Annotated in this window: 18 protein-coding genes and 1 other RNA gene; 11 read left to right on the top strand and 8 right to left on the bottom strand. The window is 66.9% G+C overall.

All coding sequences use genetic code 11. The features are described 5' to 3' along the window. Nucleotides 1-203: 203 nt before the first annotated feature. From HG421_RS06570 to HG421_RS06560, 3 genes are all read left to right on the top strand, one after another. On the top strand, nt 204-479 hold the full coding sequence (locus tag HG421_RS06570; RefSeq protein ID WP_169705729.1) for a polyhydroxyalkanoic acid system family protein: 276 nt from the start codon (nt 204-206) through the stop codon (nt 477-479). Between the two features lie 160 nt (nt 480-639). Next, entirely contained in the window at nt 640-1,206 is a 567-nt protein-coding gene (locus tag HG421_RS06565) for a phasin family protein (protein ID WP_169705728.1), read from the top strand. A gap of 354 nt (nt 1,207-1,560) precedes the next feature. Further along, nucleotides 1,561-2,547, top strand: a complete 987-nt coding sequence (locus tag HG421_RS06560) for a restriction endonuclease (RefSeq protein ID WP_169705727.1) — start codon at nt 1,561-1,563, stop codon at nt 2,545-2,547. 418 nt (nt 2,548-2,965) lie between these two features. Here the strand turns inward: HG421_RS06560 and hutC are convergent, their stop codons facing one another. Then, on the bottom strand, nt 2,966-3,703 hold the full coding sequence (hutC, locus tag HG421_RS06555; protein ID WP_169705726.1) for a histidine utilization repressor: 738 nt from the start codon (nt 3,701-3,703) through the stop codon (nt 2,966-2,968). 106 nt (nt 3,704-3,809) lie between these two features. Here hutC and HG421_RS06550 point away from each other — a divergent pair. Next, nucleotides 3,810-3,886, top strand: a non-coding RNA gene (locus tag HG421_RS06550) — sX9 sRNA. A gap of 4 nt (nt 3,887-3,890) precedes the next feature. Here HG421_RS06550 and HG421_RS06545 read toward each other — a convergent pair. Then, nucleotides 3,891-5,267 (bottom strand): formimidoylglutamate deiminase, encoded by a 1,377-nt coding sequence (locus HG421_RS06545; RefSeq protein ID WP_169708104.1) that lies wholly within the window; start codon nt 5,265-5,267, stop codon nt 3,891-3,893. A 60-nt stretch (nt 5,268-5,327) separates the two neighbouring features. On the opposite strand from HG421_RS06545, the gene hutI reads away from it, so the two are divergent. The 6 genes from hutI (at nt 5,328) to HG421_RS06515 (ending at nt 13,256) form a co-directional block, all read left to right on the top strand. Further along, entirely contained in the window at nt 5,328-6,533 is a 1,206-nt protein-coding gene (gene hutI / locus HG421_RS06540) for an imidazolonepropionase (RefSeq protein ID WP_169705725.1), read from the top strand. A 17-nt stretch (nt 6,534-6,550) separates the two neighbouring features. Next, on the top strand, nt 6,551-8,092 hold the full coding sequence (gene hutH, locus HG421_RS06535; RefSeq protein ID WP_169705724.1) for a histidine ammonia-lyase: 1,542 nt from the start codon (nt 6,551-6,553) through the stop codon (nt 8,090-8,092). Between the two features lie 187 nt (nt 8,093-8,279). Further along, the gene (hutG, locus tag HG421_RS06530; protein ID WP_169705723.1) at nt 8,280-9,137 is read left to right on the top strand and encodes an N-formylglutamate deformylase; all 858 of its coding nucleotides are present in this window, start codon (nt 8,280-8,282) and stop codon (nt 9,135-9,137) included. Between the two features lie 16 nt (nt 9,138-9,153). Beyond that, on the top strand, nt 9,154-10,821 hold the full coding sequence (gene hutU / locus HG421_RS06525) for a urocanate hydratase (RefSeq protein WP_169705722.1): 1,668 nt from the start codon (nt 9,154-9,156) through the stop codon (nt 10,819-10,821). A 469-nt stretch (nt 10,822-11,290) separates the two neighbouring features. Next, nucleotides 11,291-12,400, top strand: a complete 1,110-nt coding sequence (locus HG421_RS06520) for an acyltransferase family protein (protein WP_169705721.1) — start codon at nt 11,291-11,293, stop codon at nt 12,398-12,400. A 130-nt stretch (nt 12,401-12,530) separates the two neighbouring features. Beyond that, nucleotides 12,531-13,256, top strand: coding sequence for a hypothetical protein (locus HG421_RS06515; protein ID WP_169705720.1), 726 nt, complete (start codon nt 12,531-12,533; stop codon nt 13,254-13,256). Nucleotides 13,257-13,418: 162 nt separating this feature from the next. On the opposite strand, the gene HG421_RS06510 is transcribed toward HG421_RS06515, so the two are convergent. From HG421_RS06510 to ligA, 6 genes are all read right to left on the bottom strand, one after another. Then, nucleotides 13,419-15,881 (bottom strand): membrane-bound PQQ-dependent dehydrogenase, glucose/quinate/shikimate family, encoded by a 2,463-nt coding sequence (locus HG421_RS06510; protein ID WP_169705719.1) that lies wholly within the window; start codon nt 15,879-15,881, stop codon nt 13,419-13,421. 223 nt (nt 15,882-16,104) lie between these two features. Further along, on the bottom strand, nt 16,105-18,813 hold the full coding sequence (gene gyrA, locus HG421_RS06505) for a DNA gyrase subunit A (RefSeq protein WP_169705718.1): 2,709 nt from the start codon (nt 18,811-18,813) through the stop codon (nt 16,105-16,107). 209 nt (nt 18,814-19,022) lie between these two features. Then, entirely contained in the window at nt 19,023-20,087 is a 1,065-nt protein-coding gene (mtnA, locus tag HG421_RS06500; RefSeq protein ID WP_169705717.1) for an S-methyl-5-thioribose-1-phosphate isomerase, read from the bottom strand. Nucleotides 20,088-20,597: 510 nt separating this feature from the next. Continuing rightward, nucleotides 20,598-21,281: a DUF3011 domain-containing protein gene (locus HG421_RS06495; protein ID WP_169705716.1), complete on the bottom strand. Its 684-nt coding sequence runs from the start codon at nt 21,279-21,281 to the stop codon at nt 20,598-20,600. Nucleotides 21,282-21,564: 283 nt separating this feature from the next. Next, nucleotides 21,565-22,527, bottom strand: a complete 963-nt coding sequence (epmA, locus tag HG421_RS06490; RefSeq protein WP_169705715.1) for an EF-P lysine aminoacylase EpmA — start codon at nt 22,525-22,527, stop codon at nt 21,565-21,567. Beyond that, entirely contained in the window at nt 22,524-25,025 is a 2,502-nt protein-coding gene (ligA, locus tag HG421_RS06485) for an NAD-dependent DNA ligase LigA (protein WP_169705714.1), read from the bottom strand. Before ligA ends, epmA begins: the two co-directional genes overlap by 4 nt. Before the next feature lie 391 nt (nt 25,026-25,416). Between ligA and HG421_RS06480 the strand changes: the two genes are divergently transcribed. Beyond that, the gene (locus tag HG421_RS06480) at nt 25,417-26,541 is read left to right on the top strand and encodes a pyridoxal phosphate-dependent aminotransferase (RefSeq protein ID WP_169705713.1); all 1,125 of its coding nucleotides are present in this window, start codon (nt 25,417-25,419) and stop codon (nt 26,539-26,541) included. The last annotated feature ends 215 nt before the right edge of the window (nt 26,542-26,756 follow it).

Raw genomic sequence — 26,756 nt, 5'->3', positions numbered from 1 at the left:
GGCCAACAACCTCACCGCGCCTGCGCGCCGCCGGCCAGCATGCGTTGATGAGGTGCCGCGTTTGCAGCCGGATCCGGGGCCCTGTGCCGCTTCGCAATGCCCCCGTACCGCCAGGCTGGCGAGGCCCGACGTACCGGCGCACTTGGAGCCAGCCGCGCGCATGCGCACAATGCGCGCCTACTTTCGTATCACCCAGGCACCTCATGTCCAGCATCGATATCCGCCACGACCACTCCTTGACGCCGGCACAGGCCCGCGCAGCGATCGACGAGGCGGCGCGCAAGCTCACCGATCGCTACGGCGTGGCCTCGCAGTGGGAAGGCGACACCTTGCGCATCTCGCGGTCAGGCGTGGATGGCGCGATTGCCCTGCTGCCGCAGCAGGTGCATGTGACGGTCGAGCTTGGCTTCCTGCTGTCGGCGATGCAGCCGATGGTGGAATCGGAAATCCGTCGGCTGTTGGCGGAAAAGCTGGCCTGAGCGCGTCGCCGCTGCCGCTGCTTCAGCGCCAAGTCACCCGCCCCGCGTGGGATGGGCGGATGCTTGGGCAGGCCTGACCGGACCGCGCTTCACCTGTCCGATGCAAGGCCGGCACTAGGGTGAACCCCAACGTCACTTCGGCAATCGACAGGAGCATCGCATGACGACCGGATACGATCAGAACGGCAACCGCGACACCGCGGCTTCGGGCTTCCAGGCCCAGGCGGAGCAGATTTCGCGCCGGCTCGGCGAATCGGCGCAGACCGTGTGGCTGGCCGGGCTAGGTGCACTTGGACGCGTGCAGAGCGAAGGCAGCAAGTTGTTCGACTCGCTGGTGCGCGAAGGTGCCGCCTATGAGCGCACTGGCCAGCGCAAGGCCGCCGACAGCGTGGACGGGCTGCGCGAAGAGGTGGAGACCCAGTTCGAGCAGGCCCGCGATACCGCGGTGCGCGGCTGGGACAAGCTGGGCAAGGCCTTCGACGAGCGCGTCAAGGGCGTGCTGCGCACGCTCAATATCCCCGAGCAGGAAGAGCTGGAAAACCTGCGTCGCGAGGTCGAATCGTTGAAGGCCCAGGTGCGGGCCAATACCGCCGCAACCAAGCGCGCCAACCGGACCGCCAACCAGGCCGCGCAGGCCGCCAGCAGCGATTCGGCAGGTGGCGGCGGCTCGACCGGTTCCAGCGGTGCATCCAGCACCGGCACTGCCGCGGCGTTCGACGGCGAATAAGACCCGGCTCGCGCGGGCATGCGGGCCGGTCGCCATCATCGGAGCGTCGCGTCGGAGCTGGATGCGGCGCGCGCTCTGCGCATGGTCCTAGCGACTGAACGAACGGCGGTTGTGATTTGAGCGGCGTGATGTTGCAAAGCAACATGGTTTTTCAGACAATCGGGAACGACCCGCCAGTCCTGTTGTACGAAGTCCGTTTGCTCCCCTCCCCTCACGGCTTCGGACTGGCGGGTCTTTCGCTGCCTGGGTCACGGCCTGTGATATCTCCGCCAGCGATCCATTGACGAATCCGGCGCGAAGGATTCTTCTAGGCGCATCGATTCGTAATACGCGCCATACCTTCGCTTGATACTTATGCCTTCCTGGATCCTGGCGCTCCTGGCTGCACTGCTGCTCTGGCTGGCAATGTGTGCCTATCTCTGGCTGGTGCGACGCCGCGCCAACGAAACCACCGAAGGCATTCGCGCCCTGGCGGCCATGCATTGGCGCGACTTTTCCGCGGTGGTGCTGCGCGTGCTGCAGGACCAGCGTGGCTGGCAACCGACCCAGCTGCCGCAGGACGGCCTGCCGACTGCCGACTTCATGATGCAGACCGATCACGGCACCCGCCTGGTGACCTGCAAGCATGGTCGCGGTTACCGCATCGGCGTGGCCGCGGTGAATGAACTGGGCGCGATGGCGCGCCTGGCCGGCGCCGGTGGCGGCGTGATGGTGACCGAAGGGCGCATGGAGCGCGAAGGCCTGGCTGCGGCCGAAAAGCAATCCATCGAAGTGCTGGACGGCACGCGCCTGTGGCCCCTGCTCAAGCCCTACCTGCCAGGGGATGTGGAGACCGGCGTGGTAGGCATGGCCAGGCGCCGTGCCATCCGCCACAGCATCATTGCCGGTGCGGCCCTGGCCACGCTGGCGCTGGTGACGGTTGTGGGACTGCGTCCGCCGGAGCCCACCCCAACGCCAGCCCCCGCTGCCGCGGCCCCGCGCACAGCGGCGGTCAAGACACCGCCGGCGACGCCAGCCGCGTCCGCCGCACCGCCGGTTGCGGCCGCACCGGTACCCGCTCCCGTGCCGGCAGCGGATGCCGGCGAACCGGATGCGGAAACGCTGCAGGGCTACCGGCGTGATGTCTCCAAGGCCCTGGCACAGAAACCCGGCTTGGTGCGCGGCATCTGGATCACGCAGGCCACGCTGGCGGTGGATCGCACCATCGAAGACAGCGCCGCATGGCCGCTGATCTGCGAGGAACTGACGCGCTACCCGTATCTGCGCACCGTGCGGGTACAGCTCAATCCACGTGCAGGGGTGGCAGAACCGGTGCGTTGGCGGCAATGCACGACGATTTGAGGCCGGGATTGGGGATTGGGGATTGGGGATTGGGGATTGGGGATTCGGGATTGGGGATTTGCGCGGTGAGAGGTATGTCGCGCCATCGTGCCAGTCTGGTTTCAACGGGTGGGACACGAGGTTGCTGCTGTAGTTGATCCACTGCGCGTGGTCTGGTGTTTGCGCGATCGACGGTGCGACTCGAGACGGTGCGACTCGTTAGCTGTGTTCCCAATGGCTGTTGATGCAAAACGCTGCAGCAACTGTGCGTGAGTAGCCGTCGCCGCGGCGCTTGCGTGACCGTCGCCAGGCGGCCCTCGTGAGCCACTGCGACCGCACGAGAGCGCTCGCTCGCGGACGATCTGGTGATGCGGATGCGTGCATCGCCGCCGGAGCTACCGCATCGCGGAGGTGCTGTACGCCCTTCCGCGCGCGGCCTTCAGCGCATTCCCGGTGCGAACCGCGCCACCAGGTCGTAGGAGCCGCCCAGGAACAGCTGGCGTACGTAGGTCACCGGCTGTTCGCCGCGCCAGGTGTGACGGTCGATGACCAGGCAGGCGGCACCTTCTTCCACCTGCAATTGCCTGGCCTGCGCGGCGTCGGCACCGACGGCGCTGATGCGGTGTTCGGCGCGCGTCCACGGCACGTTGCGCAGCAGCCAGCTGCCCGGCGCCACCTCGGTGAACGGCTGCGCCAGGGCATCCGGCACGGTGGTGATATCGATCACGCGCTGCTCCAGCGCGAACGGGCTACCATCGGCCAGATGCACGCTTTCCAGCGCCAGCAGCTTGCCGGTGCTGCCCAGCGCACGCTCTTGCGGCACGCGCTGGCGCACGCTGCGCAGCCGCCGCGAGAGCAGCGAAAACCGGTAGGAGTGACCGCGCGCGGTCATTTCCACCGCGATGTCCGGGATCGAGAGCGCCACCTGTTCCAGATGCGGATGCGGCCGCGCCACGAACGAGCCGGTGCGGCGGCGGCGTTCGATCATGCCGGCGTCGGCCAGCAGGCCGAGCACCTTGTTGACCGTCATGCGCGAGCACCCGTATTGCGCCATCAACTCGTGCTCCGGCGGAATGCGGTGCCCGGGCGGCCAGTCGCCACTGTGAATCCGGTGCTCCAGATCCTGCCGGATGCGTTGGTGCAGTGTGCCGGGCGCGGTGATGGGGGGGGCGGTCAAGACAGAGGTCTCCGGTCAGGCCTGCATTGTGCGCGCATCCGCTTAGAGTACCTAACAGAACTACTGCGCTCACCGCCAGGCGCGCGCGGCCAGCGCTGGGTGCGGCACGTACCGCTCATCCACTCCGGCCTCCTCAGCGCCGTCCGCCGCAACCCGACGACCGCTCGCTACGTTCTGCGAGCCGCTCTCAGTTGCCCAGCAGTGTTCGCAGGGTGTCGGCAAAACGCGCGGCGATCCGCGCACGCTCCACATGCTGTCCGTCGCGCACCACCGGCCGACCATTGCGCCAGACGTTGCGGACCGCAGTGCCGCGCGCGGCAAACAGCCAGCTGTCCAGCACTGCATCGTCGCTGCGTGCCAGCAAGGCTGGATGCGTCAGCTCCAGCTCCACCAGATCGGCCGCCGCACCGACCCGTATCCCGTGCTGGGCGACACCCAGCGCCTGCGCCGCGCCCGCACCGGCGCGGTCGTACAACCAGCGGCCGCTGGAAACATCGGCCGGCGCCAGCACATTGCGCGCCTGCAGCGTCAGCCGCTGGCCGTATTCGAGCAGGCGCAGCTCTTGGGCGGCATCGATCAACACGTTCGAATCCGAACCGACCCCGAAGCGACCACCGGCCGCGGCAAAGGCCTGCATCGGAAAGATCCCGTCGCCCAGGTTGGCCTCGGTGATCGGGCAAAGCCCGACCACTGCGCCGCGTTGCGCCATCGCCTGCACCTCGCTGGCGGTGACATGGGTGGCGTGCACCAGACACCAGCGCGTATCCACCGGCGCATGGGCCAGCAGCCATTCCACCGGCCGTTGGCCCGACCACGCCAGGCAGGCGTCGACCTCGCGCTGCTGCTCGGCGATATGGATGTGGATCGGCCCATCGGTGAGCGGCACCAACTCCACCAGTTGCTGCGGCGTGACCGCACGCAGGCTGTGCGGCGCAAGCCCGAGCACCGCATCCGGCAGCGCCTCGAGGCCGTGTCGGCAGTCCTCGAGCAGGCGCGCGAAGCCGTCGATGTCGTGGAGCAACCGCCGCTGCGAAACGTTTGGTGCGGCAGCGCCGAAGTCCGAATGCGCATAGAACACCGGCAACAGGGTCAGCCCGATCCCGGTATTGGCCGCCGCCGCTGCGATGCGCCCGGACATCTCCCCGGCATTGGCGTAGGGCGTGCCGCCGGGGCTGTGGTGCAGGTAATGGAACTCGCCGACCCGGGTGAAGCCGCTCTCCAGCATTTCCACATAGGCCTGCTCGGCGATCGCCTGCAGGCTGTCGGGGTCCAGCCGGTCGACGAAGCGGTACATCAACTCGCGCCAGCTCCAGAAACTGTCGCCGCTGCGCCCGCCGACTTCGGTCAGCCCAGCCATGCCGCGCTGGAAGGCATGACTGTGCAGGTTGCCCAGGCCGGGCAGCAGCATCTCGCAGCGGAGGTCGGCGCCGCCGGGCGCGGCCTCCGGCTGGACCGAGGCGATGCGGCCTTGCGCCAGCGTGATCCGCACCTGGCTGGCCCAGCCTTCCGGCAACAAGGCCCGGGCGGCCCAAAACACCTGCGCATGTGCCTGCTCGTCTGCCACTGGACACCTCCGGTTGACGACCCTATTGTATATACATATCAGACACCACGAGCCTGCGCCATGCATTGCGACGTTCTCTGGCACAACGCGCAATTGATGACCCTGGACGCCGCCGATGGTGGCCTGGGCGTCGTGGACGACGGCGTGGTCGCCGGCCAGGACGGCCGCATCGTCTACGCCGGCCCGGCCGCGCAGGCGCCGGCATTGACTGCCGGCATCGCGCACGATTGCCAGCGGCGCTGGATCAGCCCGGGACTGATCGATTGCCATACCCACCTGGTCCATGCCGGCAATCGTGCCAACGAATTCGAACAACGCTTGCGTGGCGCCAGCTATGCGCAGATTGCTGCAGCCGGTGGCGGCATCCTGGCAACGGTGCGCGCCACCCGCGCTGCCGACGATGCGGCGCTGCTCGCTGCCGGCCTGCCGCGCCTGGATGCGCTGCTTGCCGAAGGCGTGACCACGCTGGAGATCAAATCCGGCTACGGGCTCACCCTGGAAGACGAGACCAAGCAGCTGCGCGTGGCACGCCAGCTCGCCAGCGTGCGCCGGGTCGAGGTGGTGCCCACCTTTCTGGGCGCGCATGCGGTGCCGCCGGGAAGCGATGCACAGGCGTATATCGATGTGGTCTGCACGCAGATGATTCCCGCCGTGGCCGCGCAAGGGCTGGCCGAGGCGGTGGATGTGTTCTGCGAACATCTGGCCTTCTCCACCACGCAGGCCGAACAGGTGTTCGTCGCCGCGCAGGCGCACGGCCTGCAGGTCAAGATCCACGCCGAACAATTGAGCAACCAGCACGGCGCAGCGCTGGCTGCGCGCCATGGCGCCTTGTCGGCCGACCATATCGAATACCTGGACCAGGCCGGTATCGAGGCGATGGCCGCTGCCGGCACCGTGGCGGTGTTGCTGCCCGGCGCGTTCTATTTCACCCGCGATACCCAGCTGCCGCCGATCGCCGCGCTGCGTGCGGCCGGCGTGCCGCTGGCCCTGGCCACCGACTGCAACCCGGGAACCTCACCGCTCACCAGCCCGCTGCTGGCGATGAACATGGCAGCCACCTTGTTCCGCATGACGGTGGACGAATGCATCGCCGGGTTCACCCGCGAAGCGGCGCGCGCGCTCGGCCGCGCTGCGCGGCTGGGACGGCTGCGCACCGGCATGGACTGCGACCTGGCGATCTGGGACATCGAGGCGCCGGCCGACCTGGTGTATCGCATGGGCTTCAACCCGCTGCATGCCCGCGTCTGGCGCGGGCATCTGACCTGATGATCTCTGGAGTTGTCATGAGTGCTTCTGTTGTCCTGCAACCCGGCGCTGTCACGCTTGCACAGTGGCGTGCGCTGTATCGCGGCGCCGCCGCGGCGCTGGATCCGGCCTGCGCGGCGGCGGTCTTGCGCAGCGCGCAGACGGTGGAAGCGATCGTCGCGCGCGGCGAACCGGTCTACGGCGTCAACACCGGCTTCGGCAAGCTGGCCAGCGTGCGCATCGAGCGCGACGATCTGGCCACCCTGCAACGCAATATCGTGCTCTCGCATGCCGCCGGCGTCGGCGAGCCCACGCCGGTGCCGGTAGTACGGCTGATGATGGCGCTCAAGCTCACCAGCCTGGCCCAGGGTGCCTCGGGGGTGCAGCCGGACACGCTGGCCCTGCTCGAGGCGATGCTGCGCGCCGGCATCACCCCGGTGGTGCCGTGCCAGGGCTCGGTGGGGGCATCCGGCGATCTGGCGCCGCTGTCGCATCTGGCGGCGGTGATGATCGGCGTTGGCGAAGCCTTCGTCGATGGACAACGGTTGCCGGCAGCCACCGCCTTGACGCAGGCGCAGCTGCAACCGCGCGTGCTCGGCGCCAAGGAAGGGCTGGCGCTGCTCAACGGCACCCAGTTCTCCACCGCCTGCGCGCTGGCTGGCCTGTTCGAGATCGAGACCGTGTTGCAGGCGGCACTGGTCACCGGGGCCTTGTCGGTGGAAGCGGCCAAGGGTTCGGATACGCCGTTCGATGCGCGCATCCATGTCCTGCGCGGGCAGCCAGGGCAGATCGCCACCGCTGCCGCGCTGCGCGCCCTGATGGCCGATTCGGCCATCCGCGAATCGCACCGGCTTGGCGATGTGCGCGTGCAGGACCCGTATTGCCTGCGCTGCCAACCGCAGGTGATGGGCGCGGCGCTGGACGTCATGCGCCAGGCTGCACGCACGCTGGAAATCGAAGCCAATGGCGTCTCCGATAACCCGCTGGTCTTCAGCGACACCGGCGAAGCACTGTCCGGCGGCAACTTCCACGCCGAGCCGGTGGCCTTCGCCGCCGACATGCTGGCAATGGCGGTGTGCGAGATCGGCTCGATCAGCGAACGCCGCACCGCGATGCTGGTGGACCCGGCCTTGTCCGGATTGCCGGCGTTTCTCACCCCGCGCCCCGGCTTGAACTCGGGCTTCATGATTGCGCAGGTCACCGCTGCGGCATTGGTGTCGGAAAACAAGCAGCGCGCCTATCCGGCCAGCGTCGATTCGATTCCCACCTCCGCCAACCAGGAAGATCACGTGTCGATGGCCGCGCATGGCGCGCGCCGCCTGCTGGCGATGGCAGAAAACGCCGCGCACGTGATCGGCATCGAGCTGCTGGCCGCCGTGCAGGGCTGCGACTTCCACGCGCCGCTGCGCTCCAGCGCCGCGCTGGAATCCGCACGTGCCCTGCTGCGCGCACGGGTGCCGACGCTGCAGGACGACCGCTACTTCCATCCGGACATGCTGGCCGCCAGCGCACTGGTGCGTTCCGGCGCACTGGCCGACGCAGTGGCGATCGCCTTGCCGGGCGTGGAGCAGCACGCATGATGCGGCGATCTGCAGAGCGCCTGCGCAGCGCGTTGGCACCCGGCCATGCAGTGCCGGGTATCGCCCCCCTGGCGAATGCCGTACATCCCGGCATTGCAGGTGCACGTTTCGCGCGGCACGATGACCGAATCCACGCACATCACCGGCACGCATCGCACGCCGCTGCGCAGGCAACCGGAGCCCAGCCATGAGCGCCCTGCCCGACTGGCTGGACATTCATCGAGGGCAGGCGCCCCTGCTGATCAGCTTCCCGCACACCGGCACCGAGCTGCCCGATGAGGTGGCCGACCGTTTGGTGTCGCCATGGCTGGCGCGGCGCGATGCGGATTGGTGGGTGCATCACCTGTACGACTTCGCCCAATCGCTGGGCGCCACCACGGTGCGCACCGCGATCTCGCGCTCGGTCATCGACGTCAACCGCGACCCCAGCGGCGCATCGCTATACCCCGGCCAGAACACCACCGGCCTGTGCCCGCTGACCACCTTCGACGACCAGCCGCTGTATGCCGACGGCCTGGCGCCGGACCAGGCACAGATCGATCAGCGCCGTGCGCGCTGGTTCGACCCGTATCACGCGGCGCTTGGCGAAGAAATTGCGCGCTTGCGCCAGCTGCATTCCAGGATCGTGGTGTACGACGCGCACGCGATCCGCTCGGTGATCCCGCACCTGTTCGACGGCGAGCTGCCGCAGTTCAACATCGGCAGCAACGACGACCGCAGTTGCGACCCGGTGCTGGTCGACGCCGTAGAACGGCTCTGCCGCAGCAGCGGCTCCAGCACGGTGCGCAACGGGCGCTTCAAGGGCGGCTGGATCACCCGCCACTACGCGCAGCCCGAGCACGGCGTGCACACGCTGCAGATGGAGCTGGCCTGCCGCGGCTACATGCGCGAGCCGGACACCATCACCCCGGACAACTGGCCCACGCCATGGCAGCCGGTGCACGCGGCCGCATTGCGCGCAGTGCTGCGGCATGTGCTGCTGGCCTGCCTGCAGTTTGCCAATGCGCCCTCACCCGATACCGCGCCGCCCGCGGCCCACCGTTGATTGCAAGGAACCCGGCATGACCCGTCACGATGCAACCCGCGTCATCCGCGCCGCCACCGGCAGCACGCTCACCGCCAAGAGCTGGCTGACCGAAGCGCCGTTGCGCATGCTGATGAACAACCTGGATCCGGACGTGGCCGAGCGCCCGCAGGAACTGGTGGTCTACGGTGGCATCGGCCGCGCCGCGCGCGATTGGGAATCCTTCGATGCGATCGTCGCCGCACTCACCCGCCTGGACGACGACCAGACCCTGCTGGTGCAATCGGGCAAGCCGGTCGGCGTGTTCCGCACGCATACCGATGCCCCGCGCGTGCTGATCGCCAATTCCAACCTGGTGCCGCGCTGGGCCAATTGGGACCACTTCAACGCATTGGATCAAAAGGGCCTGGCGATGTACGGCCAGATGACCGCCGGCAGCTGGATCTACATCGGTGCACAAGGCATCGTGCAAGGCACCTACGAAACCTTCGTGGAAATGGGGCGCCAGCATTATGGCGGCAACCTGGCCGGCAAGTGGTTGTTCACCGGCGGGCTCGGCGGCATGGGCGGCGCGCAGCCGCTGGCCGCCGTGATGGCCGGCGCGTCCTGCCTGGCGGTGGAATGCCGCCGTTCCAGCATCGACATGCGCCTGCGCACCGGCTACCTGGATACCTGGACCGATTCGCTGGACGAGGCGTTGCGCCTGATCGAGGCGTCTTGCACGGCGAAGAAGCCGCTCTCGGTCGGCCTGCTCGGTAACGTGGCCGACGTGCTGGACGAACTGCTGTTACGCGGGATCAAACCGGATCTGCTGACCGACCAGACCTCCGCCCACGATCCGGTCAACGGCTACCTGCCGCAGGGCTGGAGCGTGGACGAATGGGACGACAAGCGCGTCAGCGCACCGAACGAAGTGGAATCCGCCGCGCGCGAGACGATGGCCAATCACATCCGCGCCATGCTCACCTTCCACGCACTGGGCGTGCCCACCGTGGACTACGGCAACAACCTGCGCCAGATGGCATTGGAGCAAGGCGTGTCCGACGCGTTCGACTTCCCCGGCTTCGTGCCTGCCTACATCCGCCCGCTGTTCTGCCGCGGCATCGGCCCGTTCCGCTGGGTGGCGCTGAGCGGCGATCCGGAAGACATCGCCAGGACCGATGCCAAGGTCAAGGAATTGATTCCCGACGATGCGCATCTGCACCGCTGGTTGGACATGGCCGCCGAGAAAATCGCCTTCCAGGGCCTGCCGGCGCGGATCTGCTGGGTGGGCCTGGGCGACCGCCACCGGCTGGGCCTGGCCTTCAACGCGATGGTGCGCAGCGGCGAGCTGAAGGCGCCGGTGGTGATCGGCCGCGACCATCTGGATTCCGGCAGCGTGGCATCGCCCAATCGCGAAACCGAAGCCATGGCCGACGGCTCGGACGCGGTCTCCGACTGGCCGCTGCTCAATGCCCTGCTCAATACCGCCAGCGGCGCCACCTGGGTGTCGCTGCATCACGGCGGCGGCGTCGGCATGGGCTTCTCGCAGCATGCCGGCATGGTCATCGTCTGCGACGGCAGCGAAGCCGCCGACCGGCGCATCGAACGCGTGCTATGGAACGACCCCGCGACCGGCGTGATGCGACACGCCGATGCCGGTTATGCCATTGCAACCGATTGCGCTCGCGAGAAGGGGCTGGACTTACCTGCCATCCTGTCCTGACGCTCTTACTGCCGCTCATGCGGCGGGAGCGGATGGCGGCTGCGGTCGCTGCTACACGCTGCAGCGTCCGAGCGCCCTTGTCGCATTCGACGGCAGCCGCAGCCTATAACACTTGCATCGTGCGCATGGTCGCCACTGAATCGCCGCACACAGGCGCGGATTTACTTCGCTGATGCAGTGACGCCGGTGCAGCGCTTCACTCCGCTGCATCGCGTCGCACACATCCGCTCGCTCTGCATTCGTTGAATTCAGATCTGCGAGCGAGCTGGACGCAGAGTGATCCTGATCACGGCTCGCATTATCGGCGCGCACGGCGATGACGCGGATTCTGCCGATCGAGTAAGCTTGCGACGGGTCAGGCAACCGGGGGGAGCGCCTGACCCTGCTGATTTTGCAACGCACGCAGACGACATCGCGCCCTCGGCAGGCGCGGGGTTTTTCGTAGGGATCACACTGAGAGCCCTCACTCATGCAGCAGGAACAGCGCATCGATTCGTTGACCGGCATCCGCGGTCTTGCTGCGTTGCTTGTCGTCTACGCGCATCTGGCGGAAGAAAAATTCTTCACCGATACCCACCTGTTTCCCGGTGAGATGGGCGTCATGGTGTTCTTTACCCTGAGCGGGTTTCTGATGGCCTTTCTCTACGGAGAGAAAGAGCCCAATTATCCTTCGGTGGCGCGCTACGCCATTTCCAGATTCTCGCGCATTGCGCCGGTTTACCTGACCGTCGTGCTGGCGTCCTACTTGATCTACACCCTGGTCGATCCGCAGTTCGTCTACGCCATCAGCCACGACAACCTGCTGCGCCACCTGCTGTTTTCCGGCAACGTGTCCGCGCTGTGGAGCATTCCGCCGGAAGTCCAGTTCTACGTGATCTTCGTGGGCATCTGGTTTGCGCTGCGTGCCTTCCGCAGCAACAGCAATGTCACCCTGATGGTGGCGGTGCTCGGCACCATCCTGATGCTCATCGCCCACAGGGCACAGCTGCCCGGCACCTTTGTCGGCTCCAAGATCCATTATTTCCTGTCCGGCGTGGTGTTCGGCCTGGTGCGCACCCGGGTTGGCACCAGCGTCAACATGACCACCCTGGCGGCGCTGCAGGCCGGCGTCATCGGGCTGGTGCTTGCGGTCATCCTGGGCATGATCGACGTCGATCCGGGTTCCAAGCGCGCGCTTTACCTCACGCTGGAGACAGCCGGCTTCGCCGGCATCTTCGTGTTCCTGTTCTCCTTCGACACCGGGCTGAGCAAGCGCCTGCTCGGCAACCGCTTGATGATGCTCAGCGGCGAATGCAGTTTCTCGATGTATCTGCTGAACATTCCGGTCATCTACGCCGCCCTGGTGGTCATGGACGGCCTGCCGCCAAGGCCTGCCCTGGCCTTGCCGATCATCGCGATCACCATCGCGGCCGCCTGGGCGATGTTCCGCCTGATCGAAATGCCGGGAAATACCCTGCTGCGCCGGCTCGGCACGTGGCTGTTGCTGCGTCCGCGCAGCGCACCGGTCGTGCCGGTGGCCGCGATCAGTCCCGCCCCGCTGGCAACGGAACCGGCGCCAGGCACCACGCGATTGCCCTGATGCGGCTGCATGCGTGCGGGATGGCGTCCTGACGCGCGTTTCCACGTGCGGTTTCCACGGTTCACGTCGATTGCCCTCAAGAACGTTGCTGCCAGGCCGACAAGGTATGCAACGTTTCGAGGAATCTCCCATGGGCATCCTGATCTACCTGGTGCCTGCATTCGCACTCTGGGCCCTGATCGCCACTGCGCTGGCTTTTGTGCGCGGTCGGCAACTGCGTGCCGAGTCGGGGCAGTTGGCCAGCACCCAGGACAGCCTGGGGCGCTACCAGGCGGCCCTGTCGCAGCTGAAGGCACGCGCGGCCGCCAGCGCACTGGAGCTGGAATCGCTGCAACGCAGCTACACCGTGCTCAAGCAGTCGCTGGAACAGCAGGAGCAGACCGCAGCCCAGCACGACGACCCGGCCGCCAGCCAGGTCATCCCCGTGGTCATGGTGCAGCGGCTGGATATCGCCAACGAGATCGGCACGCTGTTCGCGCACGTGGCGCGCGTGGCGCGCAGCCTGCGCCGCTACAGCGCCTATAGCCGTGGCCACAGCGCGCCGGAGCCCGGTACTGCCCGCTACGACCTGCATTGGCTGGCGGACTGCCTGCACAGCTTCGACCAGATCGGCCATGCGCTGCTGCGCGGCAATACCGCTGCACTGATCACGGCCTGCCAGGATCTGCTGTCGATGTACGACCACTATCTGAAGGACGGCTCCGGCTATAACAGCCGCGATACCTTCCAGCGCCTGAGCAGCGATGTGCCGCTGTCGGAAGCCACCGACGCCATCCGCTCGATCATCGTCAAGGCGACGCTGGCGCAGGATGTGCAGGACGCGGTGCAGGACGATGCGGTGGCAGTGGCGCGGTGAATCGGGATTCGGGATTCGGGATTCGGGATTCGCAAGAGCGTGGGTGCCGAGTCGTTGTTGGGTCAATGTGTGCATATGCATTGATGACGGTGGAGCCGCTTTGCTGCCCCCCCCAAAAAAAACGCGCCGTTACCGGCGCGTTTTTCGTTTCCACTTCCAGCACTAATGCTGCGGTAATGCATAGGCGATCACTGCGTCGCCGGCCGGGGTTTCCATGAAGTGGTGGCCGCCGGCCATGATCACCAGGTACTCGCGGCCGCCATACGAATACACCATCGGGTTGGCCTGCCCACCGGCCGGCAGCTTGGCGTGCCAGAGCTCCTTGCCGGTGGCCAGGTCGATGGCGCGGATCAGGTCGTCGGTGGCCGCCGCGATGAAGATCAGCCCGCCCGCCGTGACCACCGAGCCACCGTTGTTGGGCGTGCCGATCTCGATCGGCAGACCGGAGCGGATGCCGAACGGGCCATTGCCGCGCGCACTGCCGAACGGGCGGTCCCACAGCGTCTTGCCGCTGGCCAGATCGATGGCGCGGATGCCGCCATACGGCGGTTCCTTGCACAGCAGCTTGGTAAACGGCAGCCGCCAGCCGGCATTGACGTTGATCGCATACGGCGTGCCGGCCTGCGGATCGCCCGCGCCTTCTGCACCACCAGCATCGCCGCGCACCTCATCGCGCGGTGCCCAGCCCAGCTTGTCGGCCTTGGCGCGCGGAACCAGCAGGTTGTAGTTCGGCATGTCGTTGTAATTGGCCACGATCACGCCGCGGTGCGGATCCACCGCCACGCTGCCCCAGTCCGAACCGCCGTTGTAGCCGGGATATTCGATCGAATGCCGATCGGCTTCCGGTGGCGTATAGATGCCCTTGTAGCTGGCGGTGCGGAACTGGATGCGGCACACCAATTGGTCGATCGGGGTCATGCCCCACATATCGCGTTCGGTCAGGTCCGGCTTGCGCAGCGTGTGATACAGCGAAAACGGCTGGGTCTTTGCGCGCATCTGCGGCTCCACGCCACCACCGGGCACCGCACGTTCTTCCACACCAACCAGCGGCTTGCCGGTGCGTCGGTCCAGCGCATACAACTCACCCTGCTTGCTCGGCAACAACACCGCCGGCACGTTGACACCATCCTTGGGGAAGTCGATCAGGCTCGGCTGCGAACCCAGGTCGTAATCCCAGGCATCGATATGGGTGGTCTGGAAATTCCACACCGGTTTGCCGGTGGTGACATCCAGCGCCACCAGCGAGGTGGCGTAACGATTTTCCTGCGGCGTACGCGAGCTGCTCCAGTAATCGGCGGTGGAATTGCCCATCGGCAGGTACACATAGCCCAACTGCTCGTCCGCAGCGGCGGTGGTCCACATGTTGGGCGTACCGCGCGTCCAGGTCTGGCCCGGCGGCGGTGCGCCATTCCAGTCCGGATGGGTCATGTCCCAGGCCCAGCGCAGTTTGCCGGTGACCGCGTCGAACCCTTCGATCACACCGGAGGGTTCGTAGCGCTTCTGTCCATCGAGCACCTGATGGCCAGTGACCACCACGCCGCGCACGATGGCCGGCGGCGAATTGATCGACACATAGCCCGGCGGGGTCTGGCCCATGCCCACGGTGATATCGACCTGGCCATTGCTGCCGAAGTCCGGGCACAGCTGACCGCTCCGTGCATCCAGCGCAATCAGGCGTCCATCCAGCGTGCCTTCGATCACGCGCGTGCGGCACAGCGTCGAACCCGCGGTTGCAGCCTCTGCAGCGGCCACCGCGGGCACCTCGTAATACGACACGCCACGGCAGGCGGCGGTATATGGAATCGCCTCGTCCTTGACCTTGGGGTCGTAGCGCCAGCGCTGCTTGCCGCTGGACGCATCCAGCGCGATCACCTGGTTGCGCGCAGTACACAGGTACAGGCTGTCGCCCACCTTCAACGGCGTGGTTTCCGCACCCCAGCGCTTGCCAGGTAGATCGCCGGTATGGAAGACCCAGGCCTGCTGCAGCTGCGCGACGTTGTCGCGGTTGATCTGTTGCAGCGGCGAATAGCGCTGACCGGCCTGGCTGCGCCCGTAGGCCGCCCAATCGCCATCGGCCGGCGCGTTGGCCGGTTGCACATCGGTCGTTGCAGATGCTGCCGGCGCACTGCGATTGACCAGGCCACCGACCATCCCTGCAGTACGGGCCAACGCGCCATCGGCCTCGGTCACGCCGTGCGGCACGAACGCCAGCGCGAACGCGACCACAAACACGGCCGCCAACACGCCCGCCACGGCGCGCGACAGCGCGCGCGATACCGGGCGTTGCAGCTTGGGCAGCAGCAGCGCAAGCACCAACGCCAAGCCGACGATCAGGCCCAGACGCGGCACCCAACGCCAGTAATCGCTGCCCGACTCCCACCAGGTCCACAGCAGCGTGCCGGCTACCACGGCCGCGAACCACCACGCGCCCGCGTTGCGGCCACGGAACAGCAACACGCCTGAAACCAGCATCGCCGCACCCGCCGGTGCGTAATACCAGGAGCCACCCAGCGCGGCCAACCACACGCCACCGGCCAGCAACACCGCGCCCAGCACGGCAATCACGCCTCCCAGGATCGCAAGCGCCCAATGGCCGCGACCGGAAGGACGATCCACATTCGTCATCAGTTGTTCCTCTTCGACTCAGCGGCGACGCAACGCCGCCGCACCGCCACCTACCTTCGACCTTTAATGGTGAAAACACCGCATTTTTCGCGGGGATTGCGCTTAACACTGCGTTGCACATGTCGTCGCCTGCAATAAACCGTGCGCGCAACAAAACGCCCGCAAAAAAAAAGCGCCGGCATTGCCGACGCTTTTGTTCAACTGCAGCGATGACCTTACCCGATCATTCTTCGCTTGCCGGTGGCAGCGCCACCGGCCCTGCGGTTGCGCTCGCTTCTTCTGCCACCTCGTCCACTTCATCCAGCGATGCGTCCAGGCGTTCGACCGCCTGCAGCTTCTCGCCCTTGGACAGCCGGATCAGCGTCACACCCTGGGTATTGCGGCCCACGCGCGAGATTTCCGAACCGCGCGTGCGCACCAGGGTGCCGCCATCGGAGATCAGCAGCACTTCGTCGGTGGCGCCCAGCAGCACCGCACGCACCAGCTTGCCGTTGCGCTCGGTGGTCTGGATACCGATCACGCCCTGCGTGCCACGCCCCTTGCGCGGGTACTCGGCCAGCGGGGTGCGCTTGCCGTAGCCGTTCTCGGTGGCGGTGAGGATGTAGGCCACATTGCCGTCGTCGGCAACCTCGATCACGGCTGCATCAGCGCTGTCGGCGGTGTCGACAATCTCCTCGGCAGCGTCTTCATCGGACTCGATCTCGATGCCACCGGCCGGGTCGGAGACGATCAGGCTGACCACTTCCTCGCCCTTGGGCATGCGAATACCGCGCACGCCGGTGGCGGTCCGGCCCATCGAACGCACGGTGGACTCGCCAAAGCGCACGGTCTTGCCGTTGGAGGCGAACAGCAATACGTCGCGGTCGCCATCGGTCAGGGCAACGCCAACCAGCGCATCGCCTTCGTCCAGATTGATCGCGATCTTGCCGCGCGCCAGACGGAACGCGAATTCGCTCAGCGGGGTCTTCTTGACCGTCCCGTTGCGGGTGGCGAAGAACACGTAGCGGTTGTCGGCGTATTCGCGCACCGGCAGCACCGCCTGCACGCGCTCGCCGGATTCCAGCGGAATCCAGTTGATGATCGGGCGGCCGCGCGCATTGGAGCCGGCCTCCGGCAATTGATGGACCGGCAGCCAGAACACCTTGCCGCTGCTGGTGAAGGTCAGCAGCGTGTCGTGCGTGTTGACCAGCCACAGCTGGTCGATGAAGTCTTCTTCCTTGGTCGCTGCGGCAGAGCGGCCACGGCCACCGCGACGCTGCGCGCGGTACGCGCTCACCGGCTGGCGCTTGGCATAGCCGGCGTGCGACAGCGTCACCACCACGTCTTCCGGCGCGATCAGATCCAGGATGTCCAGGTCTTCTTCGCTGTGACGGATCTCGGTGCGACGCGCATCGCCGTACTCTTCGCGCACGTTGATCAGCTCGTCGCGGATCACCTGCAGCAGCACATCCGGGTTTTCCAGGATGCGGATCAGGCCTTCGATGACGCCGAGCAACTGCTTGTACTCGTCGGTCAGCTTTTCCTGTTCCAGGCCGGTGAGGCGATGCAGACGCATTTCCAGGATCTGCGAGGCCTGCACTTCGCTGAGCTGGTAGAAGCCCTGGATCAGGCCCACGCCCGGCGCCAGATCTTCCGGCTTGGACGCTTCGGCACCCGCAGCGCCCAGCAGCGCCCCCACCAACCCCGGCTCCCAGGTCTTGGCCAGCATGCGCTCGCGCGCTTCCTGCGGATTGGCCGAGGTCTTGATCAACTCGATCATTTCATCGATGTTGGCCAGCGCAACGGTCAGACCTTCCAGCACGTGCGCACGTGCACGCGCCTTGCGCAGCTCAAAGATGGTGCGGCGGGTGACCACCTCGCGCCGGTGGCGGATGAACGCCTCCAGCATCTGCTTGAGGTTCATCAACTGCGGGCGGCCGTCGATCAGCGCCACCATGTTGATGCCGAACACCGACTCCATCTGGGTCTGCTGGTACAGGTTGTTGAGCACAACCTCGGCCGACTCGCCGCGCTTGATTTCGATGTAGATGCGCATGCCGTCCTTGTCGGACTCATCGCGCAGCTCGCTGATGCCTTCGAGCTTCTTTTCCTTGACCAGCTCGGCGATCTTTTCGATCAGCCGCGCCTTGTTGACCTGGTACGGGATCTCGGTGACGACGATCGCCTCACGGCCGTTGTCGGCCACTTCCACATCGGCCTTGGCACGGATGCGCACGCGGCCACGGCCGGTGCGGTAGCCAGCGGCAATGCCGGCGGTACCGTTGATGATGCCGGCGGTAGGGAAATCCGGGCCGGGGATGTATTCCATCAGGCCTTCGACATCCAGCTCCGGGGTGTCGATCAGCGCGATGCAGGCGTTGATCGCCTCGGTCAGGTTGTGCGGCGGGATATTGGTGGCCATGCCCACCGCGATACCGGCCGAGCCATTGACCAGCAGGCTCGGGAACCGGGTCGGCATGACCGTCGGTTCCAATTCCTTTTCGTCGTAATTGGGCTGGAAGTCGACGGTTTCCTTGTCGATGTCGGCCATCAGCTCATGCGCCAGCCGCGACATGCGCGACTCGGTGTAACGCATTGCCGCGGCGGAGTCGCCGTCGACCGAACCGAAGTTACCCTGGCCGTCCACCATCATGTAGCGCAGCGAGAACGGCTGCGCCATGCGCACCAGCGTGTCGTACACCGACTGGTCGCCGTGCGGGTGGTACTTACCGATGACGTCGCCGACGATACGCGCCGACTTGAAGTAGGCCTTGTTGCTGTGTGCGCCAAGCTCGTGCATCGCGTACAGCACGCGCCGGTGCACAGGCTTGAGGCCATCACGGGCATCGGGGAGTGCGCGGCCCACGATCACGCTCATCGCGTAATCGAGATAGCTCTTGCGCATCTCGTCTTCCAGGTTGACCTGGATGATTTCCTTGGCGGTTTCTGCCATTCGGGTTCCGTAAGTGAGGTGGCGGGCGAGCCGGAAAGCCGCGTCGGGGGCGCCTTGGCGACAGGCTGCCGACCCCACGCTCCCGCCGATCGATTCAAGCGTCGGATTGTACCATGAAGGGACACCCGGATGCCGCCGGTTTAGCGGCCAGAAACAAGCACTTGCAGGACTTTACGCGACGTTTGCGGCATCCCGCCCCGGCGCCGGGTTCAGCTGCCGAACGCGGCCTGCATGCGCCCCAGGTCGGGCTGCTCGATCACCCCGCGCTCGGTGACGATGGCATCGATCAGGCTGCCCGGGGTGACGTCGAACACCGGGTTCCAGGCATGAATGCCCTCGGCCACCGTACGCACCCCGCCCACGCCGAACAGTTCGCCCGGATCGCGCTGCTCGATCTCGATCTGATCGCCGTCCACGGTGGCCATGTCCACCGTGGACGAGGGCGCCACCACCATGAACCTGACCCCGTGGTGGCGGGCGGCGATGGCCAGCTGGTAGGTGCCGATCTTGTTGGCGGTATCGCCATTGGCGCAGATACGGTCGGCGCCGACGATCACCCAGTGCACCAGCCCGGATTTCATCAGATGGGAGGCGGCCGAGTCGGCGATCAGGGTGGCATCGATGCCGTCCTGCTGCAGCTCCCACACGGTCAGGCGCGCGCCCTGCAGCCACGGCCGTGTTTCGCCGGCGAACACCTTGGCGATGCGCTGCTGCGCCATGCCGGCGCGGATCACGCCCAGTGCGGTACCGAAGCCGGCCGTGGCCAGCGAGCCGGTGTTGCAGTGCGTGAGCACGCCGCTGCCCGGGGCGATCAGCCCGGCACCCAACGCGCCCATATGGCGATTGGCGGCCAGGTCTTCATCGGCGATGGCCTGCGCCTCGCGCGCGATCACCTCGCGCCAGTCGGCGCCGGCCGCGCCCAGCACCCGGCGCATGCGCATCAATGCCCAGGCCAGGTTGACCGCGGTCGGGCGCGCGGCGTTGAGCCGCAACAGCGCCGGTTCGAGTTTCTGCAAGGCCGCACTGCCATCGTCGGCCTCGATGTCGCGCGCCGCCAACACCACGCCCCACCCGGCTGCGATACCGATTGCCGGCGCACCACGCACCGCCAGCGCATGGATGGCCTCGGCCACCGCATCGCTGCTGTCGCAACGCACATGCTCCACCACGAAGGGCAGCTTGCGTTGGTCGAGCAGTTCAAGGGCATCGCCGGTCCACAACAGCGGGCGGATGTGGTCGTAGCGGGCGTAATCGATATGGGCGCTGTCGTTCATGCGTCTATTGTAAGGCGCAGGGGCGGTGCAGTCAGTGGGCCTTCAATGGACAGCTCGCAGTGCGTGCGGCGATGCATCAAGCGCAAACGCCTGACTCGTCGAGGACGCGGTGCCCTCACCGCTCGCGGGACACGCCGCAAGTACGTCCATGTAGGCTCCGTGGCGGCATCCATGCCGCCAAGGGTCCCGCAATCGGTGAGGACACCGCGCCGGACAGTTGGCTGGTGATTTGTTGAAGAACGAGGGCGGTGCACCGCTGCTTGCCGGTTGCTTGTCGAAACCATGCACGCCGACCATTTCGACTGGTCCTTGCCCGCCCACCGTCGCAGGACCTTTGGCGGCATGGATGCCGCCAAAGAGCTACATGGACGTACTTGCAGCGTGTCCTGCGATGGTGGGCGGGCAAGGGCCCTGCAGCCAAACCGCAGAGCAGTCGCCTCGCGGCAAGGACCTGAATCCTTCGCCCGGCAATAGACCGGCGCGCAGTAGCGCAGCGGCGCTGCCAGTCGCTCAGTCGACGATGAATTCGGCGCGGCAACCGTCGTTGACCCACACTCCATCGCGGCTCCAGCCCCAGGTCTGGCCTTCCACGCACGGGGTCCTGGACATCTGCCGGCCCAGGCGCACGGCACGTTCCACCGACACCCCGCAGGTGCGCCGCGCGCTCTTCTTCGATTCGCAGGTGACCATGCGCGGTATGGCGACGAAGCCGGAGCCATCTTCGGCACCCACTTCGAATTCGCCATCGCAGCCGCGCGACACCCAGATCTCGTTACGGCGAACGCCCCAGGTGCGGCCCTCTTTGCACGGCCACATCGAGCGCTGGCGCAGCAGCCGCACCGGCGCGCCACGCAGTACCACCGGGCATGCCACCTTGCCGCCATTGGAATCGCAGCGCACCACCCGGCGCATCACGGTGGCCTTGGGCGCGCTGCTGGCGAATTCGGCACGGCAGCCCTGCTCCACCCACACGCCCTCGCGGTCGACATCCCACTCGCTGCCACGGATGCAGCTGGTCTCGGACAGCTGGCGCACCAGTTGCACGCCGCCGGCCACCGCCATCGGGCAATGCACGCGCGCCATGTCCTTGGACTCGCAGCGCACCACGCCGGAGCCGCGATCGGCAGCGCGTGCGTCGGCAAGCATCAGCAGCGGCAAGCACCACAGACCGCATAAGCTGATCAGCCACTTCATGCCAACAATCCTCACCCCGAAACGATGTACGTCGCGCCCCCGTGGACGTGAAGATGAGACCACCATCGATGTGAAGATAGCAATACGACGGGCATGACAATGCCGTGGCAACCCGGCGTGGCCGGCCTGCCGCAGATGACGTATCAACTGCGGTACTGCAAGTAGCCATTATTGGTACGAGTAGCCATTGAACTGCGCACGCAGGTTCCGGCGCAGTTGCCCCTGCGGCGCAGGACGCAGTTCGCGGCATGCGCGTTCGCGCTGGCCGCGCAGCCGGCGCGACTCAGGCGCGGGCGAACGCGAAGGCAAGCACGTCGGCAATCTGCGTGGTGCCGCGCATGGCCATCAACAACCGATCCACGCCCACCGCCACGCCGGCGCAATCGGGCAGTTGCGGCAATACCGCCAGCAATGCTTCGTCCAGCGGCAGCTGCGGCAGTCCACGCGCAGCGCGCACCGCGTTGTCGCGCTGGAAACGCGCACGCTGTTCGTGCGCATCGTTCAACTCGTGGTAGCCGTTGGCCACCTCGTAGGCCCCCAGATACAGCTCGAAGCGCTCGGCCACCGGCGGATCGTCGTGGCGGATCCGCGCCAGCGCGCATTGGCTGGCCGGCCAATCGTGCACCACGGTCAGCGTATCGGCGGCAAAACCGGGCTGCAGGCAGTGGGTCATCAGCAGGTCCAGCCAATCGTCGCGCGTGAGCCCCTGCGGATCGATGGCGATCGCCTGCAACGGCGCACGCAGCGCCTGGATCGGGGCCAGCAACGGATCGATGCCCAGCCGCTGCACGAACAGCTCGCGGTAGCTGAGCACCTGTACGGTGGCTTCGCGGTCGACCAGGGCCAGCGCACGGCGCACCAGCGCGATGGTTTCCTGCGCCAGCGCCCGGTCCTCCCAGCCCACCCGATACCACTCGAGCATGCTGAATTCGGGATTGTGGCGGCCACCGGCTTCGCCATTGCGGAACACCCGCCCCAGCTCATAGCAATCGCCCAGGCCGGCGGCGAGCAGGCGCTTGAGCGGGTACTCCGGCGAGGTGCGCAACCAGCGCACCGGTGCGCCGGCATCCACGTGCCCGCTGAAGCGGGTGCTGAAGCTTTCGATGTTCGGCTCGGTGTTGCCGGCCTGCGACAGCACCGGCGTTTCCACTTCGATGACGCCGCGCTCGGCGAAGAAGTCGCGGATCGTGGCATTGAGCCGCGCCCTCAACTGCAACGCGGCCAGGTCCAGCGTCGCGGCGGTCACGGCTGCTGCCCGTGCTCGCCCAGGAAGGCCAGCAGGCGTGCCTCGTCCCAGATCTCCACACCCAGCGACTGGGCCTTGTCGAGCTTGGAGCCGGCCTCCTCGCCCGCCACCAGGAACGCCGTCTTCTTCGACACGCTGCCGGCGACCTTGGCACCCAGGGCTTCCAGCCGCTGCTTGGCCGCGTCGCGGGTCAATGCCGCCAACGTGCCGGTGATCACCACGGTCTGGCCATCCAGCGGACCGGCCTGTACCGCGGCAGCTTCCGGCAGACGCGCCAGCACGGTTTCCATCGCCTGCTGCGCGGCGCTGGCCAGGGCGGCGTTTTCGGGGCGATCCAGCCATTGCAGCAGCGCGGCGACCACCGGCGCCGGCACGCCGGCCTGTTGCAAGGCATCGCCGCCGGCAGTACGCAGCGCATCGAACGACGGCACTGCGGCGGCCAGCTGCTGCGCACGCACCGGCGTGACCTTGGGGATGTCCATATCTTCCAGCACGCTGGCAAAGCTCAGCGCGTCGCGCAGCCTGGGCGACGGCGGATGCGCATCGCCGATGCGCACCCCTCGTTGCAGCAGATCATCGATGGCCTGCTGATTGCCGGGCTGATCGAAGAAATGCCCAAGCGAGCGCGCCACTTCGCCGCCGATATCCGGCACGCGCTTGAACAGCGGCCACGGCAGATGACGGATCAGTTCCAGATCGCCGAACCAGGCCGACAAGGCCTTGGCGGTGCTTTCGCCCACATGCTCGATGCCGAGTGCGAACAGGAACCGCTCCAGCGTGGTGTCGCGCGACTTCTCGATCGCCTCGATCAGGTTCTCGGCCCACTTGGTGGCGATCTTGCGGCGGTTCCAGTCGAAGCTCGGCAACCCGGCACGCAGCAGGTCGGCCTGCCAGGTTGGCGGAGCCTCGCGCTCGCCGGCCAGATCCACACCGATGCCTGCGACGGTGGTTTCCAGCTGCGCATACGCGCCACTGGCCAGGTGCTCGCGCGCCTCGCGCAGGAACGCGTGCGGACTGTCGGCGGTGCTGATCAGGCGCAACTGCAACAGCTGATCGACCGTGAGCAGATACAGATCGGCCACACCTTGCACCAGCCCGCTATCGACCAGCACTTCGATGAATTTCTCGCCCAGGCCGTCGACATCCATCGCACGCCGCGAGACGAAATGCCGGAACGCCTCCTTGCGCTGCGCCGGGCAGGTCAACTCGCCCGAGCACCGCCACACCGCCTGGCCCTCCTCGCGCACGATTTCCGACCCGCAGACCGGGCATTGCGTGGGCATCTGCCATGGCTGGGTGCCGGGCGGCCGTTGATCGGCCACCACCCCGGCCACTTCCGGAATCACATCGCCGGCACGCCGCACGATCACCGTATCGCCCACGCGTACATCCAGCCGTGCGATCTGGTCGGCATTGTGCAAGGTCGCGTTGGTGACGATCACCCCGGCCACATGCACCGGCTTCAGGCGCGCCACCGGCGTGGCCGCACCGGTACGGCCGATCTGGATCTCGATCGCCTCCACCGTGGTGGACTGCTCCTGCGCCGGGAACTTGTGCGCAATCGCCCAGCGCGGCGCGCGCGAGACAAAGCCCATTTCGCGCTGGCCGGCCAGATCGTCGAGTTTGTAGACCACGCCATCGATATCGAAGGCCAGCCCGTCGCGCGCGGCACCGATGCGCTGGTAATACATCAACAGGCCCTCGCTACCCTGCACCACCTCGACCAGCTGGCTGACCGGAAAGCCCCATTCGCGCAGCTGCGCCAGGATGGACGAATGCGTCTGTGGCAGCGTTCCGTCACGCACCTCGCCCACGCCATACGCAAAGAAGCTCAGCGGGCGCTGCGCGGTGATGCGCGCGTCCAGCTGCCGCAGCGAACCAGCCGCACCATTGCGCGGATTGGCCAGCACCTTGCCGCCCTGTGCGCGCATCTGCGCGTTGTAGGCTTCAAAGGCCGCGCGCGGCATGTAGACCTCGCCACGCACCTCCAGCACCGTCGGCCAGCCCTGCCCGCGCAGGCGCAGCGGAATCGCCTTGACAGTGCGCAGATTGGCGCTGACATCCTCGCCGGTCGCACCGTCGCCGCGGGTGGCACCCTGCACGAATTCGCCGTCTTCATAGCGCAGGCTGATCGCCAGGCCATCGAGCTTGGGTTCGGCGCAGAACACCGGCTGTTTGAGCTCCAGCCGCTCGCTGATGCGGCGGACGAACTCGCTCACTTCCTCATCGCTGAAAGCATTGCCCAGCGACAACATCGGCAGGGCGTGCCGCACTTCGGCAAAGCGCGAGGCGGCCAGGTAGCCCACGCGCTGGGTCGGCGAGTCCGCGCTGGCCAGCGCCGGATGCTCGGCCTCCAGCGCTTCCAGCTCGCGCATCAGGCGGTCGTAATCCACGTCGGCCATCTGCGGCTCGTCGAGCACGTGATAGCGGTAGTTCGCGTCTTCGATGCGACGGCGCAAGGCCTCGATGCGCTGCGCGGGATCCGGGCTGACAGTCATACTGATCGCTGGGCTGACTCTGGGCCGCTCATTCTAGCGGGCCATGCCGATGCCAAGCGTTGGCGATACAGCCTCTGGTCGCGCAGATTGATCGACGGATGAAGTCGTTGGCGTTGGCGGCGACTGCCGTGTTGGCCATGCGTAAACCGCACCTGCCAGGGTGTCTGCATCGGAGCGAAGCAAGTGGTGAGCCACTGCCGATCCAGTTGAAAAACGAGCTCGGCGGTTGCCGGACCTGTGCACGCCGATGCTGGAAACACCACCGTCGCTGCCGCCTGATTCCAGCATGCACGGCTGCACGATTGGCCATGCGGACACCCCCCCGATAGGCAGAGCGCCCCAAACCCGCTAGCGTGGCGCCCTCGTTGCCCTGTCCGTCTGGAGCCCGCCCGTGTCGTTGCCCGTCTCGCGCCGTTCGTTTCTCAGCCTTGCCACGTCCGGCGTGGCGGTGTCCGCACTGGGGCTGATGTCGCCGGCCGAGGCAGCCCGCAAGCGCGCGGCCGCGCCTGCCGCCCCCGGCGTCGCCCCGGCCGCCGGCACGGTGTACCTCAACTACAACGAACATCCGCTCGGCCCCTCGCCCGCCGCCCTGGACGCGGCGACGCGGTCGCTGGCGCGTGCTGGCCGCTATCAGTTCGAGATGGAGCAGGATCTGCGCAACCTGATGGCCGGCCAATTGCAGCTGCCGAACGATCACATGGCGTTCTTTCCAGGCTCCAGCGACCCGTTGAACCGCACCGGGTCGCTGTTCACTTCGCCACGCGCAGGCCTGGTCATCGCCGACCCGACCTTCGAAGCGCTGGCCGATGTCGCCACCGCGCATGGCGCACCGGTGCACCGTGTGCCCTTGCGTGCCGATGGTGCGCATGACGTCAAGGCAATGGCCAAGGCCGATCCGACCGCCGGCCTGATCTACGTGTGCAACCCCAACAATCCCACCGGTTCGATCACCCCGCGTGCAGACATCGAATGGCTGCTGGCCAACAAACCGGCCGGCGCCGTGCTGGTGGTCGACGAGGCCTATATCCAGTACAGCAACGAGACCTCGGTGGTGGACCTGGTGCGTCAGCGCCAGGATCTGATCGTGCTGCGTACGTTTTCCAAGCTGTACGGCATGGCCGGCCTGCGCCTGGGCGCGGCCATCGCCGCTCCGGGGCTGCTGAGCAAGCTCGCCACGCTGGGTGGCAACCCGCTGCCGGTGCCCGCCATGGCGGCCGGCATCGCCAGCCTGCGCGACCCATTGCTGGTGCAGACCCGGCGCGCCGAGAACGCGCGCGTGCGTGAGGACACCATCGCCTGGCTCAAGGGCAAGGGCTACACCTGCCTGCCATCGCAGGCCAACTGCTTTATGGTGGACATCAAGCGCGATGCCAAGGTGTTCGCCGACTCGATGCAGAAGCAGGGCGTCATCGTCGGACGCAGCTGGCCGATCTGGCCCAAGCGCGTGCGCGTGACCGTGGGCACCGAGGCGGAAATGCTGCGCTTTTGCGAGGCGTTCGCCAAAGCCAAACGCTGACGAGGGCTTCGTTGCCGGTTGGAGCCAGCGCAGTGCCGAGGCAGGCGGTGTGGCCCGGCGGGAGCGATGGGATGCTGGCGCGTTGCTGCGCCGCGGAGCGCATGGGCTTCACCGATTGCCCTCACCCCTACCCCTCTCCCGCAGGCGGGAGAGGGGATGCCTGTCCCGCACGTGGGAGAGGGATTGCCCGTTCCGCACGTGGGAGAGGGGATGCC

This window comes from Xanthomonas campestris pv. badrii (assembly GCF_012848175.1).
GTDB classification, from domain to species: domain Bacteria; phylum Pseudomonadota; class Gammaproteobacteria; order Xanthomonadales; family Xanthomonadaceae; genus Xanthomonas; species Xanthomonas campestris_C.
This window is presented reverse-complemented; position numbering and strand designations above follow the sequence as displayed.

What these genes read in the sequence shown, in the direction of transcription:
- HG421_RS06570 (WP_169705729.1), top strand. Translation starts at nt 204, where the DNA reads ATGTCCAGCATCGATATCCGCCACGACCACTCCTTGACGCCGGCACAG.
- HG421_RS06565 (WP_169705728.1), top strand. Translation starts at nt 640, where the DNA reads ATGACGACCGGATACGATCAGAACGGCAACCGCGACACCGCGGCTTCG.
- HG421_RS06560 (WP_169705727.1), top strand. Translation starts at nt 1,561, where the DNA reads ATGCCTTCCTGGATCCTGGCGCTCCTGGCTGCACTGCTGCTCTGGCTG.
- hutI (WP_169705725.1), top strand. Translation starts at nt 5,328, where the DNA reads ATGCATTGCGACGTTCTCTGGCACAACGCGCAATTGATGACCCTGGAC.
- hutH (WP_169705724.1), top strand. Translation starts at nt 6,551, where the DNA reads ATGAGTGCTTCTGTTGTCCTGCAACCCGGCGCTGTCACGCTTGCACAG.
- hutG (WP_169705723.1), top strand. Translation starts at nt 8,280, where the DNA reads ATGAGCGCCCTGCCCGACTGGCTGGACATTCATCGAGGGCAGGCGCCC.
- hutU (WP_169705722.1), top strand. Translation starts at nt 9,154, where the DNA reads ATGACCCGTCACGATGCAACCCGCGTCATCCGCGCCGCCACCGGCAGC.
- HG421_RS06520 (WP_169705721.1), top strand. Translation starts at nt 11,291, where the DNA reads ATGCAGCAGGAACAGCGCATCGATTCGTTGACCGGCATCCGCGGTCTT.
- HG421_RS06515 (WP_169705720.1), top strand. Translation starts at nt 12,531, where the DNA reads ATGGGCATCCTGATCTACCTGGTGCCTGCATTCGCACTCTGGGCCCTG.
- HG421_RS06510 (WP_169705719.1), bottom strand. Translation starts at nt 15,881, where the DNA reads ATGACGAATGTGGATCGTCCTTCCGGTCGCGGCCATTGGGCGCTTGCG.
- gyrA (WP_169705718.1), bottom strand. Translation starts at nt 18,813, where the DNA reads ATGGCAGAAACCGCCAAGGAAATCATCCAGGTCAACCTGGAAGACGAG.
- mtnA (WP_169705717.1), bottom strand. Translation starts at nt 20,087, where the DNA reads ATGAACGACAGCGCCCATATCGATTACGCCCGCTACGACCACATCCGC.
- HG421_RS06495 (WP_169705716.1), bottom strand. Translation starts at nt 21,281, where the DNA reads ATGAAGTGGCTGATCAGCTTATGCGGTCTGTGGTGCTTGCCGCTGCTG.
- ligA (WP_169705714.1), bottom strand. Translation starts at nt 25,025, where the DNA reads ATGACTGTCAGCCCGGATCCCGCGCAGCGCATCGAGGCCTTGCGCCGT.